Here is a 16511-nt window from a genome sequence, read left to right on the forward strand (position 1 = left end):
ATGGGGATTTTTTGTAAGGAGTCATGATGACATGGAGAAGTATTTTAATTAGTAAAGGGGGAAAACTCTCTTTACAACAGCAACAAATGCTTATTCAGCAAGAAGGGCATGAATTTACTGTACCACTTGAAGATATTGCCATTGTGGTTGTAGAAAGCCGAGAAACAGTTATTACTTTTCCATTGCTTTCTGCATTTGGTTTATATGGCATTACGTTATTAAGCTGCGATGAACAGTTTTTACCTTGTGGGCAATGGCTGCCTTTTAATCAATATTATCGTCAATTGAAAATATTAAAGCTGCAGCTAGAAGCAAGTTTGCCTCTCAAAAAACAGCTCTGGCAGAAGATTATTCAACAAAAAATCCGTAATCAAGCAAAAGTGTTATCACTTTGCAATTTCCAAGAAAAATCCGACCGCTTGCTTCAGTTAGCAAACCTTGTTAAATCAGGAGATAAAGATAACCTTGAAGCACAAAGCGCTGTTATTTATTTTCCTCAATTATTTGGTACAGGGTTTAAACGAAAAACAGAAGAGAGTGCTATTAATGCTCATCTTAATTATGCCTATACGATAGTGAGATCTGCAGTTGCTCGTAGTTTAGTGCTTTATGGTTGGTTACCTCAATTAGGGATTTTCCATCATAATGAATTAAATGCTTTTAATTTAGCAGATGATTTTATTGAGCCTTTTCGCCCGGTTGTTGATTTACTGGTGTGCGATTTTGTAATGAAAAAACAGTTGCCATCATCACTTAGTCCAACCTCAAAACAAAAATTAATTAAGATTTTGCATTATCAGCTGCTTTTTAAGCAAGAAGAAGTGAGCGTTTTAACCGCAATTGATAAAACAATCGCATCTTTTCAAGCTGCGTTAAGCCAGAAAAATGCAACTTTATTACAACTCCCAGAGATCTGCGAATTACAGGAGTATCAATATGAGTAAGGAGATATTTATGCGTATGATCGTATTATTTGATTTACCCGTAACTACTAAAGCTAAAATGCGGGCTGCAAACCAATTTCGCCAATTTCTATTAAAAGACGGTTATCAAATGTTACAACTTTCTATTTATACTCGGATTATTCGAGGTCGAGATGCGATGGAAAAACACCATAAAAGGTTAGTTACTCATTTGCCAGAAGAAGGTTCAATTCGTTGTTTGGCTATTACAGAGAAACAATTTGCGAATATGGAAATTTTAGTTGGTGAGCAAAAACTTCAAGAAAAAAAGGTCAATTCAGATCAATTATTGCTTTTCTAGCCTCATTTTTAAAAGCCTAAAAAAGCCCCGAAACCTTGCGGTATGGGGCTTTTAAATGTCCCAATTATAGCACTGCGAAATGAAAAAGGGAGCTACAACACGGTAAAACACGTTCAGATAAAGATGTGGATTATAGCACTGCGAAATGAAAAAGGGAGCTACAACTGACTACTTGCAAGTAAAAGTGTAGCATTAATTATAGCACTGCGAAATGAAAAAGGGAGCTACAACGAACAGCAGTATCAAATATTGCTAGTCCGCATTATAGCACTGCGAAATGAAAAAGGGAGCTACAACTTCAAGATTAATGATGTCTCTTTTGAATTTATTATAGCACTGCGAAATGAAAAAGGGAGCTACAACTTTATTTACCTTTTTAACTTCTTTTAAATTATTATAGCACTGCGAAATGAAAAAGGGAGCTACAACTGTAAAACGTATAATACAAGCTAGACCCGAATTATAGCACTGCGAAATGAAAAAGGGAGCTACAACTTCTGATTGATTGAATAAATGTTAGTCTTTATTATAGCACTGCGAAATGAAAAAGGGAGCTACAACTGATGATGAACTCTTAAAAAAGGTAAAAGAATTATAGCACTGCGAAATGAAAAAGGGAGCTACAACATGGTTAGTAAAGGGAATGAACCTAGCTGGATTATAGCACTGCGAAATGAAAAAGGGAGCTACAACAAATACGGTAAGTGTATCAGCAAGGGCTTTATTATAGCACTGCGAAATGAAAAAGGGAACTACAACCAAAAAGAACCACGTAGTATAAGGATAGCTATTATAGCACTGCGAAATGAAAAAGGGAGCTACAACCACTGGTGGCGAGTACTGTAATGCAACATCATTATAGCACTGCGAAATGAAAAAGGGAGCTACAACATGTCATAGGTCATCCTCAAGGTGCGATTAATTATAGCACTGCGAAATGAAAAAGGATTCCAATCAACACTTTATTGCAAACAAGCGGTCAAAATTGACCGCTTGTTATTTTTTATTATTTACTTGCTTTACAAGAAAGGAAATAGTAAGCAGCAAAACTGAGAATCGTACAAAGTGCCATGGCATAGAGCATTGGGCGTTCGCTTTGGATTTCAAAGCCAGAAAGCAAGAAGCCTGCGAGTGAGCCAATACCAAATCGAGCGGTGCCTGCAATAGCGTTAGCCGTGCCAGCCATTTCTGGATAGCGTTCTAAAATAGCGGCGGTAGCGTTGCTGCCAATGGTGGATATTGTGCCGACAAAAAATGGAATGCTGAGTGCCATTGCCCAGAAGCCAAGGTTAAAGGTGGCAACACAAGCTAAAAAGAGGCCGCTAATAAGCTGAATACCCAAGCCAATTCTTAGCATCTTTTCTGAACCAATTTTTGTTACGAATCGACCATTTATCGTAGTGAGTAGCAACATCACACAGATGTTTAAGCCAAAAAAGTAACCGAAGTTTTCTTGCGCAATGTTGTAAACACCGATATAAACAATCGAGCCTGAGGTTAAAAAGCAGAACATTCCCGCAAAGCTCAAGCCACCCACTAAAACATAACCAAGCGTGGCTTTATGCGAGATCAGTGCAACAAAATTTTTTAGCACTTGTTTAAGTTTCAGCGGCTGGCGTTTTTCTTTCGGTAAGGTTTCAGGGATTTTCCAGCCAACTAATAACATGGAGATAAGCCCCATTGCCATGAGTAGATAGAAAATAGCATGCCAGTGAAAATAGCGCGCCGTGTAGCCCCCTAAAATCGGGGCAATCAATGGGGCAAGCATCGAAATAATCATAATCACAGACATCATTTGCGCAAAGCGATTACGCTCGAATAGATCTCGAACTAAAGCACCTAGTACTACAGCAGGTGCTGCGCCACATAAGCCTTGAATGAGGCGAAGTAGATAAAAGCTTTCAATGCTCGCAACTTGAGTTAAGAAGAATGCCGCAATAGAAGCACCACATAATCCTAATAAAATAATGGGTTTACGCCCGAAGCTATCGGCAATTGGCCCCCAAAATAGTTGCCCGACCGCAAAGCCAATCGTAAAAATGGCTAATGTGGTTTGGACTTTTTCTTGAGAAACTGCAAGATCTTTTGCGATATCCAAAAAAGAGGGCAGATACATATCAATGGCAAGCGGTGGCAGCATTGCCATCATGCCAAGAATAATAAAAAAGCACGGATGCGGTTTATTGCTTGATTGTTTCATTAAAAACTCCCGATTTCTTCATCAGAAAGTCCGCGATATTCGCCCTCTTCCAAAGATTCATCTAATACAATATCACCAATGCGCCAACGATGTAGTGCTTCTACTTTATTGCCGAGTGCAGCAAACATGCGTTTGACTTGATGATAACGTCCTTCAGAAATAGTGAGATTCACATTGTAATCATCTAAAATTTCCATTTTGGCGGGTAAGCAAGGCTCTTTTTCGCCCCGTAATAAAATGCCTTCAGCAAGTTGTTGGGCATAAAATGCTTCTACTGGATCGGCTAATGTGACCAAATAAGTTTTTTCACAGTGATGTTTTGGGGAGGTAATACGGTGCGACCACTGCCCGTCATCAGTAAGTAAGACGAGTCCAGTTGTATCGACATCTAATCGGCCGGCCGTATGTAATTTGTTCATTAACGGGTAGTCGAAAAATTGGAAAACCGTTGGATATTCGCCGTCATCATGTGAGCAAACATAGCCTTGTGGTTTATAAAGCATAAAATATTGCCCACCTTCGAGCCATTCCAGTAATTCGCCTTCATAACGAATGGCATCTTCAGCAGAAACTTTCCGTGCGCCACTTTTTTCTATTTCTTCATTAACGCTAACGACACCACTTTTCAGTGCTTTCGCGGCTTGTGAGCGGGTGAGTCCGGTTTGTTCTGCAATAAATTTATCTAAACGCATCATTATCTCTTTTTAGTTGATTTGCAATCGAGGGAAAGAAAATGACCGCTTGTACAGCAAGCACAAACGGTCATTCCTTTGATTGATTCTATCGGGCAATTACGCCGTCTATTTGCCTTAAATTTTCAGCCAAATAATAGCACTATTTACCTGATGCACAAAGTGGGATTTCTTGTAGGTAGGCACTATCGAAACCCACTAATGGCAAGTTTGTATGCGCAAATGGGCGAAGAAGTTGATGCTGCATAAGGTTTGCAGTATCAAGCCCTGGTGCCATATTAGGGGTATATTGTTGCGCGATGCGTGCTAGTTGGCTTAAGCCTAAAGTGGATTCAATACTAGAACTAATTACCGCATTCAAACCCAGTTGATGGGCTTGTTTAATTAAATTGATACATTTATTTAAAGACCCAATCAATGTCGGCTTGAGGACGATAGCATTCAGATTTTCAGTTTTTTGCATGCAGAACTTGGACTCTCGAACAGTTTCATCCCAAGCAATGGCAATCCCTGTTTGTGCTGCAAATTGCAGTGATTGTGCCGGTAATTGGCAAGGTTCTTCAATGAATTGAATCCGTGAGCGGTGCGGTTTTGCAATTTGTTCAGCAAATTCGACCGCTTGTGAAAGATTCCAAGCACGGTTGGCATCTAAGCGGAGTGTTAAATGGGGAAATTGTTCGAAGAGTTGGTTTGCTAGATTGCCTTCTTGTTTATGATTAAACCCGACTTTAATTTTTCCAAGCGGTTGGCTTTGTTGGGCAATTTTCTCGCTAAATGTCGCAAAATTGCCATCACATAAAATTGCCGATTGAAAATTGCTTTCTGAACCTAATTCGCCATGTAATTCAGCAAATGCACAGCTAATCCCAAAAGCCACAGATGGCGGAAGCTGATCCCATAATGAATGAGGCTCTAACGCCCATTGGATAGCAGCAGATTGAGCCTCTTTCAAAGATTCTTGGCTAAAACCTGGTAGTGGGGCAATTTCACCCAAACCGATTTTACCTTGTTGGTTTAGTTGAATAATCAGCCCTTCGCGTATGCTTAGTGGCTGTTTGCGGAGAACTACGCCTGTTTGGCATGGTAAAGCGTAGTGGTAAAGCGTAATTTTCATAATTTTCCATTTGCAAAAAATTAGCAAAATTCTACCGCTTGTCGGCAAGAATTCAAACTAGAAAAAAGCCCCCTTTTGAGCTAAAATCCTAAAGATTTTTACTTGATTAAAGAGAATAAGATGTCAAACCAAAATAGAAAAATACTTGTTACCTGTGCGCTACCTTATGCAAATGGCGCAATCCATTTAGGACATATGCTTGAGCATATCCAAGCGGATATTTGGGTACGCTTTCAACGTATGCGTGGCAACGAAGTGCATTTTGTTTGTGCAGATGATGCACACGGCACACCGATTATGCTTAATGCAGCAAAACAGGGGATTACGCCAGAACAACTTATCGAAAAAGCGAAAACCGATCACGTTGCTGATTTTAAAGGCTTTAATATCAGCTTTGATAACTACCATTCTACTCACAGCGAAGAAAACCGTGAAATTACGACTGCGATGTATTTAAAGCTGAAAGAAAATGGTTTTATTAAAAGTCGTGTAATTTCACAGCTTTTCGATCCAGAAAAAGAGATGTTCTTGCCAGATCGCTTTGTAAAAGGAACTTGCCCGAAATGTAAAGCAGAAGATCAATATGGTGATAACTGTGAAGTTTGCGCATCTACTTATAGCCCGATGGATCTTATCAATCCACGTTCAGCTGTTTCAGGTGCAACCCCTATTGTGAAAGAATCGGAACACTTCTTCTTTGACTTACCAAGTTTTGAGGGAATGTTAAAAGAGTGGACACGCTCTGGTTCACTTCAACCTGAAATTGCCAACAAAATGCAAGAGTGGTTTGAAAGTGGGTTACAACAATGGGACATCAGCCGTGATGCGCCTTACTTTGGTTTCCCAATTCCAGGTGCAGAGAACAAATTCTTCTATGTGTGGTTAGATGCGCCTATTGGCTACATGGCATCATTCAAAAATCTTTGCGACCGCACAGGCATTGATTACAACGAATTCTGGAAAAAAGATTCAACAACAGAGCTTTATCATTTTATCGGTAAAGACATCGTTTATTTCCATAGCCTATTTTGGCCGGCGATGTTAGATGGCTGTGAACAACGTAAACCAACCAATGTGTTTGCGCATGGTTATGTGACGGTGGATGGCGTGAAAATGTCGAAATCTCGCGGAACATTTATTCAAGCCAGCACCTATTTAAAACATATCGATCCTGAATGTTTACGTTACTATTATGCGGCAAAATTAAACGAGCGTATTGAAGATTTAGACTTGAGTCTTGAAGATTTCGTCCAACGTGTAAACAGCGATATCGTAAACAAATTAGTGAACTTAGCTTCTCGCAATGCAAGTTTTATTGCAAAACGTTTTGAAGGAAAATTAGCGGATAAACTTGAAGATGAAGCGCTTTTCGCTGAATTTGTTGCACAATCAGAGCAAATTGCAGCACATTTCGAAGCGCGTGAATATAATAAAGCAATCCGTTTAATTATGGATTTAGCTGACCGCGCAAACAAATATGTTGATGACAAAGCGCCTTGGGTTATTGCTAAAGAAGAAGGTCGAGAAGCGGAATTACAAGCGGTTTGTTCAATGGGTATTGAATTATTCCGTGTGTTAATGAGTTATTTAAAACCTGTTTTACCACAGCTTGCAGAACGTGCTGAAGCGTTCTTACAAACAGAATTAAGCTGGGAAACTATTGCCCAACCATTATTAGGCAAAACAGTTGCACCATTTAAATCATTGTTCTCTCGTCTTGAGAAAAAACAGATTGATGCAGTGATTGAAGAAACGAAACAGCTTTTTGCAGAACAAACCAAAAATGAACCGAAAAAAGGAAAACAAGCGGTGGAAAATCCAGAAAATCTTGCAATTGAGCCAATTGCCCCAGAAATCACCATTGATGATTTTGCAAAATTAGACTTACGCGTCGCTAAAGTAATTAGCTGTGAGGCGGTGCCAGAATCAAATAAATTACTGAAATTCCAATTAGATTTAGGCGATCACCAACGCCAAGTTTTCTCTGGGATTAAAGCGGCTTATAATCATCCAGAAGAATTAAATGGTCGTTTTGTGATTATGGTGGCAAACCTTGCACCTCGCAAAATGAAATTTGGTATGTCTGAAGGCATGATTTTATCTGCGGGTACAGGGGGAGCAGATTTATTCTTACTTTCTGCTGATGAAGGTATTCGTGCAGGTATGCAAGTAAAATAATGCCTTGTGATAAAACGCTCTCCTGAAAGGGGGAGCGGAGATAGGCAAATTACCCACAATTTAGGAGGCAATCATGACGCTTTCTCAAAAACTGACTTTTGCAATTCTTCCCCTATTTTTGACCGCTTGTGCGCTGACACCTGCACAAAAAGCGGCACAAGAAGCGCGCCGAATCAAGGCACAACAAGCATTGCAAGTTGACTTAGCAAAACAGTGTGATGCAGAAACGGCAGAGTTAATGCAACAGCAATTCAACCCGCCAATTGGGCAAACTGAAAAAGAAAAGGCGGACTTTGAAAAGCGTTATGTTGAAAAGGTTAACCGCCCTCTATTCCAAGCATGTTACAAAATGGCATTGCAGAATTATCAAGCGCAACAAGCTTTAGAAGAAATGCAAGATCGCTATTGGCGGGATCGTGATTTTTACGGTTCGCCATGGTATCCATGTTTTTATTGTTGGTAGAAAAAATCTACAATCTTTATCAAAAAAATGAACCCAATCAGCGGAATTTTGATTGGGTTATTTTTTTATAAACTTCTTTACAATCCTTATAAATCAAGCCTTTACAATCTTTATTCATCCTTTCTTTACAATTCAGAAACGCTTGCCTATAATTCACGCAGTTTTGAATGTCTGGTTGGTCGTCCAACCACTTTGCTGGTATCAGCCTATTCAAACCAAACGTATTTTTCAAATCATCTCAACTTCATTTTTAAGGGAATAATATGGAGAAAAATAATTTCTTCCGCCCGACATTGGTCGCCGTGGCGGTCTCCTTAATTTGCGCTTCAGCGCAGTCTGCTATCGTTCGTAACGATGTCGATTACCAATACTTCCGTGATTTTGCTGAAAATAAAGGGGCTTTCCGTCCTGGCGTGAGCAATGTTGGTGTTTATAACAACCAAGGACAGCATGTTGGTACTATGTTACCAAATGTACCGATGCCTGATCTTGCGGTCACTAACCGTCGCCAAGGTGTGGCAACGCTTTTCCACCCACAATACGTAACAAGTGTAAAACACATCAGTGGTTATTACGGTGAAGTTCAATATGGTGATGATGGTAACAATCCAGACAACCATCACTTCAATTATTTAGTGGTTGAGCAAAATAACCATCCAGGTTTAGACTTCCAAACCCCTCGTTTACATAAACTTGTCACTGAAGTGGCTCCAATTCCAGTTAATGTGGCTGAATCACGTCAAAACGGATTGCTAGATAAATCACGCTATCCTTATTTTGTTCGCGTGGGTGCAGGTATTCAAAAATCTCGTAATCAATATGGACAAAATAGCAATGTGGCAGACTATTACCAATATTTAATTGGTGGTACGCCAATGCGTCCAGTAAGCTCAGATGCTTCAAAAGTTCAATTTGATGGTAATCTTTTTAATGATGGCTTATCTACTTATGGCTTACCTGGTGATAGTGGCTCTCCATTATTTGTTTACGATGCAAAAGAAAAACGTTGGGAATTAGCGGGTAACCTAGCGACGTACTATGGTGAGGGTGATTCTCGCAATGATTATACTGTTGCACAAAACCAGTATATGACGAATGCGGTTAAAGACGATGAAATTGATTTCCCTATTCGTGCGAAAACAATTTATTGGAAAGGGGAAGGGGCTTCTAGTTCAAAATTAAAACTTGCTGATCCTGCTAAAAAACATCTTGATACTGGGACAGAACGTCCTTCGCTTGCTAATGGTAAAACTGCACACTTTAGTGGTGTAGATGGTAGCGAAATTGTATTACAAAGTAGCATTAACCAAGGTGCTGGTGCACTTTATTTCAATAACAACATGACCGTGCGTGCTGAGAAGAATAATGATACTTGGACTGGCGCAGGTGTAGTGGTTAATGGCAATAAAACGGTAAACTGGCAGGTGAAAAACCCGCAAGGCGACCGTTTATCTAAATTAGGTACTGGTACGTTATTAGTTAATGGTAAAGGAAAAAACCTTGGCGATATTAGCGTAGGTGATGGTACGGTTATTTTGGATCAAAAAGCAGAAAATGGCCAACAACAAGCCTTTAACCAAGTTGGGATTACCAGTGGTCGTGGTACAGTCGTATTAGCGAATGATAAACAAGTTAACCCAAATAATATTTACTTTGGTTTCCGTGGTGGTCGCCTAGATCTTAATGGTAATGCATTAAGCTTCAACTACATTCAAAACGCAGATGATGGTGCAAAAATTGTAAACCATAACCGAAATCAGACCGCTTCTATCACAATCGGTAAAGATTTATCTGAAAATGAGTTAGAGTGGGTAAATTGGGGTAAAAAACCAGAAACCGCTTTAGGTGTTTATGAGTATGTAAATACGCATAGAAATAATCGTACTGATTATTTCCGCTTAAAACCAAATGGTAACCCGAATCAATACTTTCCACTTGATCAAAATTCAAGTAACGATTGGGAATTCTTAGGCAGTAATAAAGCCGATGCGATCAAAAAAATCAGTGCGTCGCATGCAATGGCAACCTTCAGTGGTAGCTTAGGGGAAACTGATAGTAGCCGTCCAAATGGCGGATTAAATGTAACTTTTAACCCAAGTAATTCAAATAACTTGTTATTACTAAACGGTGGGGCAAATTTAAACGGTAACCTGAATGTTGAAAAAGGCAGCGTTGTTCTTTCTGGTGTGCCTGTAGCACACGCTTACGACTATCTAAGAAATAAAGAAGTGGTAAGAGAAAATGAATGGACAGACCGTCAATTTACTGCGCGTGAATTTAATGTAGCGGGTAATGCAAAGCTTGAGAGTGGACGTAATGTTTCTCAATTAAACGGTAATTTCAACGCTAAAGATCAAGGTCAAATTAAATTAGGCTTTGTTCAAGGTGAATCGAAAAACTGTATGCGTTCAAGCCATACTGGTGAAACCAAGTGTGACAATAATGCGGTATTAAGCCAATCAGTATTTAACCAATTACCAACAACTAAAGTAACGGGTAATGTGAATTTACAAAACCAAAGCCAATTCCAATTAGGAAAAGCGCATTTGGTTGGTCGCATTAATGCAGATACTCAAACACAGGTAACCTTAAAACCACAAAGCCAATGGACATTAACCGGAAATAGTAACGTAGGTAATTTATCACTTGCAAATAGCGTAGTGTTGTTAAACCAACGTTATGATGAAATCAGCAATAATTACAAAGGTAATGTTGATTTTAACCAATTAACGATTAACGGTAATTTAACCGGGACTGGTTCTTTCCGTTTCTTAACCAATGCCGCTGCTGGTCGTGGTGACATGATGGTGGTTAATGGTGTAGCAAATGGTGCTTTCGAAATTGCATTGAAAAACACTGGTGCTGAACCAGATGCAATTAGCCCATTAAGCTTAGTGAAATTAAATAATTCACAACAGCGTAATGCGAATGCGCGTTTCACATTAGAAAATGGTTATGTAGATTTAGGTGCTTATCGTTATATTCTTGCAAATAACAATAATGACTACCGTCTTTATAACCCATTACGCGATGCGCAAGTAAACCATAGTGCGAGTACACAAACTCAAGAGCTTAGCCGAGAAGAGTATGAAGCAGTTCAGCGTCAGATCAAAGCAAAACAGAAAGAGTTGAATGGCTTAAATGCACAATATGAGCGAGCTAAAAAACAAACTGATGCAAAAAATGCTGAAGTGAATAGATTGCAAAATACAGTTAATCAAACGGATGCAAAATTACAGAGCGTAGTTGGACAGTACAATGCGTTAAGCCAAACCCAAAAAGCGAAACGTAACCAATTGTATAGCCAATACAATCAGTTAATTAATACCTTAAAACAGCAAAATAATCGCTTAACTACAGCGAAAAATGCTGCAGCTGCATTATTAAAAACGCAAGAAAATGCGACTAATTTAGTGGCTAAATTGCGTCAAGAGATTGCTGGTTTAGAATCAAGCAAAACATCGCAAAAAGTAGTTAATATTGATAAAGCTCGTCAGCTATGCGAAGCACAAGGGGTAAATCATGCAGTTTGTGCGAAAGTAGTGAGAATTGCGAATGCAAGCGGTTTAACTAGCTTTGAAAATGCATTAGATATTGCGATTCAACGCTTAGAAAATGCAGAAAAAGCGCTTGAATTAGCTCAGGCTGAAGGTAATGCTCAAGCAATTGTTTATGCGAAGGATGCTGTAGAAAGTGCTTCTAAAGATGTATTAACCAGTTTAGAAGATAACTATGATAGTTTAGCTGAAATTGAGCAATTCTTAGCTGAAAATGCATCAAATACTTCAGAAAGTACTAATACTAAACTAGCTGAAATGTTAGCAGCAAAAGCAAACTTAGAAAACAGTCAAGCTCAATCTGCATTAGTGAGCCGTTATTCTAATACTGCGCTATCTGAAATGTCGGCTAATGTAAATCTAGCATTACAAATTGGACGTAATCTTGATCGTCATTTGTTAAGCCATGATAAAGCCAATGTTTGGGTAAATACGGAATCAGCAAAACAGAACTATCACTCTGATTTCTATCGTCCGTATAAACAAAATGTAACACTTACGCAAATCGGTGCAGCGCATGATGTGAACGATAACGTACAAATTGGTGCAGTATTATCACATTCTCGAGCAAGCAATACATTTGATGAAAATGTGAATGGTAAAAACCGTTTAACTGCGTTGAATGCTTATGTGAAAGGTAAATGGGATAATGGCGCATTTGCTAGCCTTGATCTTGGTTATGGTCGTAGCCGTAATACCGTAGATTTCGATGGCCAAAGCAATGTGTTCCACCGTAATTTGTTTAACGTTGGTGCAAATGCTGGCGTACAATGGGATTGGGGTGTAAATGTTCAACCATCTGTTGGTGTACGTTATCATCGTTTATCTAAAGCAAATTATCATTTAGCAGAAGCGAAGGTGGAAAGTAAAGCATTAAATCTGATGACTTATCGTGCAGGTTTAGCATTAAACAAAACCTTTGATGTAGCGGGTGTAAAATTAACACCAAGTTTAGCTTCTTACTACAATGACGCAACACAGCGTAAAATGGCTGTAAATGGTGCATTATCTGTAAATGATATCGGTATGCAGCAACAATTTGGTCGTTATTTTAACCACGAAGCTGGATTAGCTGCTCAATTTAATCAATGGCAAGTAAGTGCTCAAGTGGGAATGCTTAAAGGGTCAGATATTACTACCCAAAAATATGCGGCCTTTAAACTTGGTTATACTTGGTAGTTGATAACCCTCAATGAAAACAAAGGGCGTGCATTGCACGCCCTTTTTACGTTTTATCTTTTATATTTTTTATAACAAAGATGGTGCCGCGTTAATTAACACACGGGTATATTCTTGTGTTGGCGTATCAAATACTTCATCAGCACTGCCACTTTCAACCATCTGTCCACCATTCATGACGACAATGCGATCAGAAACTTGATGCACGGTTTGTAAATCGTGAGAGATAAAGACCATGGCTAAATTTAACTCTTTTTTCAAGTCAGCTAACAAGTTAAGAACTTGTGCGCGAACGGATACATCCAGTGCAGAAGTAGGTTCATCAGCCACAATAAGTTTTGGGTTAAGCGCTAGTGCACGGGCAATCGCCACACGTTGTTTTTGCCCGCCTGAAAGACGGGTTGGTTCAACGAGTGCAGCAGAGCGTGGAAGTCCTACGCGAGAAAGTAATTCATATACCCGTTTTTCTCGCTCACCTGGTGTTAGGATGTTATGGATATCCATTGGATCTTTTAAGATATCTAACACACGCATTCTTGGATTTAATGCGGTAGCTGGGTCTTGGAAAATAACAGATACTTGGCGGCCGAATTGCTTACGCGCTTCAGCACTACCATATTTCATCTGCAAGCCATTAAATTTAACTTCCCCAGAGGTTGGTTTTTGTAAGCCAATCATCACATTAGCAAGAGTGGATTTTCCGCAACCAGATTGTCCTACTAACCCAACTGTTTCACCTGCATGAATAGCTAGACTAACATTATTCACAGCCGTAAATTTTTTCGGATTAAATAGCGTGCCATCACGAGAAGCAAATTGCACCACAATATTTGAGAGCTCAATAATTGGCTGCTCTTTTAAAGGTTTCATGCTCATGTTTTCCTCCTATTGTGATGAATCTAAGTGAGATGCCCAACGGTGTTGCGGGTGATCGCCTACTTCTACTAACGGTAAGCGCTGTGCTGGGTTAGCATCAGGGCGGAGCGAACGACTTGCGAATCGGTCACCGCTTGCAAAATCAAATGGTGAAGGCACACTGCCTGGAATTTGATATAAGCGTTTAGCACGTAATTCAGTTGAAAGCACAGAACCTAGTAAACCACGAGTATATTCATGCGTTGGGTTAGCAAGTAATGGCGTAGTCGGTGCTGCTTCCACAACTTGTCCTGCATACATTACCGTAATGTGGTGTGCAATTTGTGCAACTAATGCTAAATCATGACTAACGAATACCATGGCAAAGCCAAGTTTTTCACGTAATTCATTCAGTAATTTAATCACTTCAGCTTGTACGGTCACATCTAATGCAGTGGTTGGTTCATCAGCAATGAGTAATTTCGGTTCACGTGCGAGTGCCATTGCGATCAGAACACGTTGACGTTGACCACCTGAAAGTTCGTGAGGGTAACGATTTAGCGTTTTTTCTGGATCAAGTTTTACCCATTGCAACAAGGTTTCAGCACTTTGTTTACCGCCACGGCTAATGAGTTGCGCCATCTGATCTTTGATACGCATAGATGGGTTTAACGCACTTAACGCATCTTGATAAATCATTGAAATTTCATGACCACGTAAAGCATTGAGATCAGGCGATTTCAATAAATCATGTTGTTTACCAGAGCGGTCGGTAAATAAGATTTCCCCTGTGATTTTCGCTGTTTTTGGTAATAAGCCCATGATAGAGAATGCGGTGATAGATTTACCACAACCAGATTCACCCACCAAGCCCATTGTTTCACCTTCATGCACCTTAAAGCTAATGTTATCCACGAGTGGAATTTCGCCATAACGATTCGGGAAGCGAATAGAAAGATTTTTCACTTCAAGAATCACTTTTGCATTCGGATTAAGTGGCATACGGTCTGTACGGGCGGTCTCTTTTTCATGCAATTTTGCTAAATAGCGTTTGAGCGCTAAGGTTTCTGCCATGGCTTCTTGTACATCGGTCGCTAATGGTTTTGCCACATCTTCTTTACTTTGTGTTGAACGTTTGAGTTTTGGATTCACTAACGCATCCGTTAAACCTTCAGCCAAAATGTTAAGCGCCAATACGGTAAGTAAGATCATGATTCCCGCGAAAGTCGTTGCCCACCAGAAACCGCTTAATACTAAGTTACGTCCTTCAGATAAGATGTTACCCCAAGATGGGAATGGAGGTTGTACCCCTGCACCTAAGAAAGAAAGTGACGCTTCAAACACAATCGCATCTGCAACCATTACCGTTGCGAATACTAATACTGGCGCAGCCGTATTGCGAACAACGTGTTTGAGTAAAATATAGCTACGGCTACCACCTAAGACACGTTCAGCGCGCACATAGTCTTCTTCCCATTGTGAAACCACGTTTGCACGTACAACACGCGCTAATTGCGGGGTATAAACAATAGCAATGGTAATGATGATAACGGGCACAGAATTGCCGAATGTTGCAAGTAACACTGCAGCTAATGCAATACCAGGGAATGCCATGAGAATATCCATCAAACGCATGATGATCTCATTGCCCCATTTATCAGCCGTTGCAGCTGTTGCACCTAAAATCCCACCAAAGAGAATGGCAAAACCAACTGCACCTAAACCGATAAAGAGAGAGGTTCTTGCCCCCCACACCATACGCGAGAAAATATCACGTCCTAAACGGTCTGTACCAAAGAGGAATTCACCACTTGGAGATTGTACCGGTCTAATCGTTTGTAATGGATCATAAGGGGCAACTAATGGTGCAAAAATTGCAACTAATGCCACTAAGAGAATAAAAATTAAGGCGATTTTTGAGCTCGTCGATAACGCTTTAAATCTTGCACCGCCGGAGGCAAGGCGTTGAGCTAATCCTTGGCGAAACATTATAGACTCCGAATTTTTGGATTGATGAGCAAGTAAAGAATATCAACCACAATGTTGACTAACACGAAGGTAAAGGCAATAGTGAGTACCACACCTTGCACTAAATTTAAGTCGTGATTGACGATACCGTTGAAAATTAATTTTCCCATGCCCGGTAGGTCGAAAATTTGTTCGATAACTACCGCCCCACCGAGTAAATAACCCACGCGTAACCCCAATACGGTAACTGGCGTGATTAAGGCATTACGTAACACGTTATGACGAATAACAGTTGCATAAGGAACCCCATTACCAATGGCAGTACGGACATAGTCTTTATCCATTTCTTCTACCATGGTAGTACGCACCACACGAATCAATGAAGCACAGACTGGCACAGCAAGAGCAAGTGATGGAAGAATCATAGAACGCACATATTCATGCGGATCTTCGCTAAATGGGACAAAACCACCAGAAGGTAACCAGTCTAATTTCAATGAAAAGTATTGAATCAATAAAATACCGAGCCAAAAAGAGGGTGTCGCAACAGCTGCAACAGAGATAAAGCGAATAACTTGGTCAACCCAACGATCGCGGTAAAGTGCTGCGGTTACGCCTAAGCTAAATGAAACGATAGCGGCTAAGAAAACCCCGATAAAGGTGAGTTGTAAAGTGAGCGGGAATGCTTTGGCAATCATATCCACAATCGGCTGTTCCGGTGGGGTTGTCATACCAAAATCAAGCACGAATAAATTGGCTAAGAAGCGGAAATATTGCACGATAACCGGATCGTTTAATCCATGTTGTTCGCGGTAAATTTCTTTCGCAGCTTCAGAGGCACTTTCGCCCAAGGCAATAGTTGCAGGATCGCCAGGGGTAAATTGTAAGACGATAAAGACAAGTGCACTCACGCCTAAAATCATGACTGGCAGAGCCATAAGCCGGCGCCAGAGTAGTTTAAGAATGATTTCCATGAGATTCTCCTTAAAAAAGGAATTGAAATCCTGTTGAATTATTATGGGTTGGAGCTGTAGGGTGTATG

General features: G+C 40.1%; 11 protein-coding genes and 1 CRISPR repeat array. Of the genes, 5 read left to right on the plus strand and 6 right to left on the minus strand.

Annotated elements, in window-relative coordinates:
- The first annotated feature begins 26 nt into the window (after positions 1–26).
- Together cas1 and cas2 are read left to right on the plus strand one after the other, a co-directional pair.
- On the plus strand, positions 27–944 hold the full coding sequence (cas1, locus tag HSP_RS0100955; RefSeq protein ID WP_007523595.1) for a type II CRISPR-associated endonuclease Cas1: 918 nt from the start codon (positions 27–29) through the stop codon (positions 942–944).
- Complete coding sequence (gene cas2, locus HSP_RS0100960) at positions 937–1263, plus strand: CRISPR-associated endonuclease Cas2 (RefSeq protein WP_010128185.1); 327 nt, start codon at positions 937–939, stop codon at positions 1261–1263. Before cas1 ends, cas2 begins: the two co-directional genes overlap by 8 nt.
- 63 nt (positions 1264–1326) lie before the next feature.
- Positions 1327–2154: a CRISPR direct-repeat array (repeat unit 36 nt; unit sequence ATTATAGCACTGCGAAATGAAAAAGGGAGCTACAAC).
- A gap of 115 nt (positions 2155–2269) precedes the next feature.
- Here the strand turns inward: cas2 and HSP_RS0100965 are convergent.
- The 3 genes from HSP_RS0100965 to menC all read right to left on the minus strand — a co-directional run bounded on the left by HSP_RS0100965 (position 2270) and on the right by menC (position 5269).
- Entirely contained in the window at positions 2270–3463 is a 1194-nt protein-coding gene (locus tag HSP_RS0100965) for a Bcr/CflA family multidrug efflux MFS transporter (RefSeq protein ID WP_007523612.1), read from the minus strand.
- On the minus strand, positions 3463–4155 hold the full coding sequence (rsuA, locus tag HSP_RS0100970; RefSeq protein WP_007523588.1) for a 16S rRNA pseudouridine(516) synthase RsuA: 693 nt from the start codon (positions 4153–4155) through the stop codon (positions 3463–3465). Before rsuA ends, HSP_RS0100965 begins: the two co-directional genes overlap by 1 nt.
- A 142-nt stretch (positions 4156–4297) precedes the next feature.
- Positions 4298–5269 carry an o-succinylbenzoate synthase gene (gene menC, locus HSP_RS0100975; RefSeq protein WP_007523600.1) on the minus strand — a complete coding sequence of 324 codons (972 nt, stop codon included), beginning with the start codon at positions 5267–5269 and terminating at the stop codon, positions 4298–4300.
- 120 nt (positions 5270–5389) lie between these two features.
- Here menC and metG point away from each other — a divergent pair, with 120 nt between their 5' ends.
- The 3 genes from metG to HSP_RS0100990 all read left to right on the plus strand — a co-directional run bounded on the left by metG (position 5390) and on the right by HSP_RS0100990 (position 12646).
- Positions 5390–7447, plus strand: a complete 2058-nt coding sequence (gene metG / locus HSP_RS0100980) for a methionine--tRNA ligase (protein WP_007523609.1) — start codon at positions 5390–5392, stop codon at positions 7445–7447.
- Between the two features lie 73 nt (positions 7448–7520).
- A complete protein-coding gene (locus HSP_RS0100985) occupies positions 7521–7910 on the plus strand; it encodes a hypothetical protein (RefSeq protein WP_007523602.1) in 390 nt (129 codons plus the stop codon).
- Positions 7911–8173: 263 nt separating this feature from the next.
- Complete coding sequence (locus HSP_RS0100990; RefSeq protein ID WP_007523624.1) at positions 8174–12646, plus strand: S6 family peptidase; 4473 nt, start codon at positions 8174–8176, stop codon at positions 12644–12646.
- Between the two features lie 69 nt (positions 12647–12715).
- On the opposite strand, the gene HSP_RS0100995 is transcribed toward HSP_RS0100990, so the two are convergent.
- Genes HSP_RS0100995 through HSP_RS0101005 form a run of 3 tightly spaced genes read right to left on the minus strand, consistent with a single transcriptional unit; the run spans position 12716 to position 16443 of the window.
- Positions 12716–13522 carry an ABC transporter ATP-binding protein gene (locus tag HSP_RS0100995; RefSeq protein ID WP_010128188.1) on the minus strand — a complete coding sequence of 269 codons (807 nt, stop codon included), beginning with the start codon at positions 13520–13522 and terminating at the stop codon, positions 12716–12718.
- Between the two features lie 9 nt (positions 13523–13531).
- A complete protein-coding gene (locus HSP_RS0101000; RefSeq protein ID WP_010128189.1) occupies positions 13532–15490 on the minus strand; it encodes a dipeptide/oligopeptide/nickel ABC transporter permease/ATP-binding protein in 1959 nt (652 codons plus the stop codon).
- On the minus strand, positions 15490–16443 hold the full coding sequence (locus tag HSP_RS0101005) for an ABC transporter permease (RefSeq protein WP_007523643.1): 954 nt from the start codon (positions 16441–16443) through the stop codon (positions 15490–15492). Before HSP_RS0101005 ends, HSP_RS0101000 begins: the two co-directional genes overlap by 1 nt.
- Positions 16444–16511: the final 68 nt, after the last annotated feature.

The organism is Haemophilus sputorum CCUG 13788 (genome assembly GCF_000238795.1).
GTDB lineage: Bacteria > Pseudomonadota > Gammaproteobacteria > Enterobacterales > Pasteurellaceae > Haemophilus_A > Haemophilus_A sputorum.

Excerpts from the sequence above, each read along its gene's own strand:
- rsuA (WP_007523588.1), bottom strand. The coding sequence starts at position 4,155 with ATGCGTTTAGATAAATTTATTGCAGAACAAACCGGACTCACCCGCTCA.
- metG (WP_007523609.1), top strand. The coding sequence starts at position 5,390 with ATGTCAAACCAAAATAGAAAAATACTTGTTACCTGTGCGCTACCTTAT.
- HSP_RS0100995 (WP_010128188.1), bottom strand. The coding sequence starts at position 13,522 with ATGAGCATGAAACCTTTAAAAGAGCAGCCAATTATTGAGCTCTCAAAT.
- cas1 (WP_007523595.1), top strand. The coding sequence starts at position 27 with ATGACATGGAGAAGTATTTTAATTAGTAAAGGGGGAAAACTCTCTTTA.
- cas2 (WP_010128185.1), top strand. The coding sequence starts at position 937 with ATGAGTAAGGAGATATTTATGCGTATGATCGTATTATTTGATTTACCC.
- HSP_RS0100965 (WP_007523612.1), bottom strand. The coding sequence starts at position 3,463 with ATGAAACAATCAAGCAATAAACCGCATCCGTGCTTTTTTATTATTCTT.
- HSP_RS0101005 (WP_007523643.1), bottom strand. The coding sequence starts at position 16,443 with ATGGAAATCATTCTTAAACTACTCTGGCGCCGGCTTATGGCTCTGCCA.
- HSP_RS0100990 (WP_007523624.1), top strand. The coding sequence starts at position 8,174 with ATGGAGAAAAATAATTTCTTCCGCCCGACATTGGTCGCCGTGGCGGTC.
- HSP_RS0101000 (WP_010128189.1), bottom strand. The coding sequence starts at position 15,490 with ATGTTTCGCCAAGGATTAGCTCAACGCCTTGCCTCCGGCGGTGCAAGA.
- menC (WP_007523600.1), bottom strand. The coding sequence starts at position 5,269 with ATGAAAATTACGCTTTACCACTACGCTTTACCATGCCAAACAGGCGTA.
- HSP_RS0100985 (WP_007523602.1), top strand. The coding sequence starts at position 7,521 with ATGACGCTTTCTCAAAAACTGACTTTTGCAATTCTTCCCCTATTTTTG.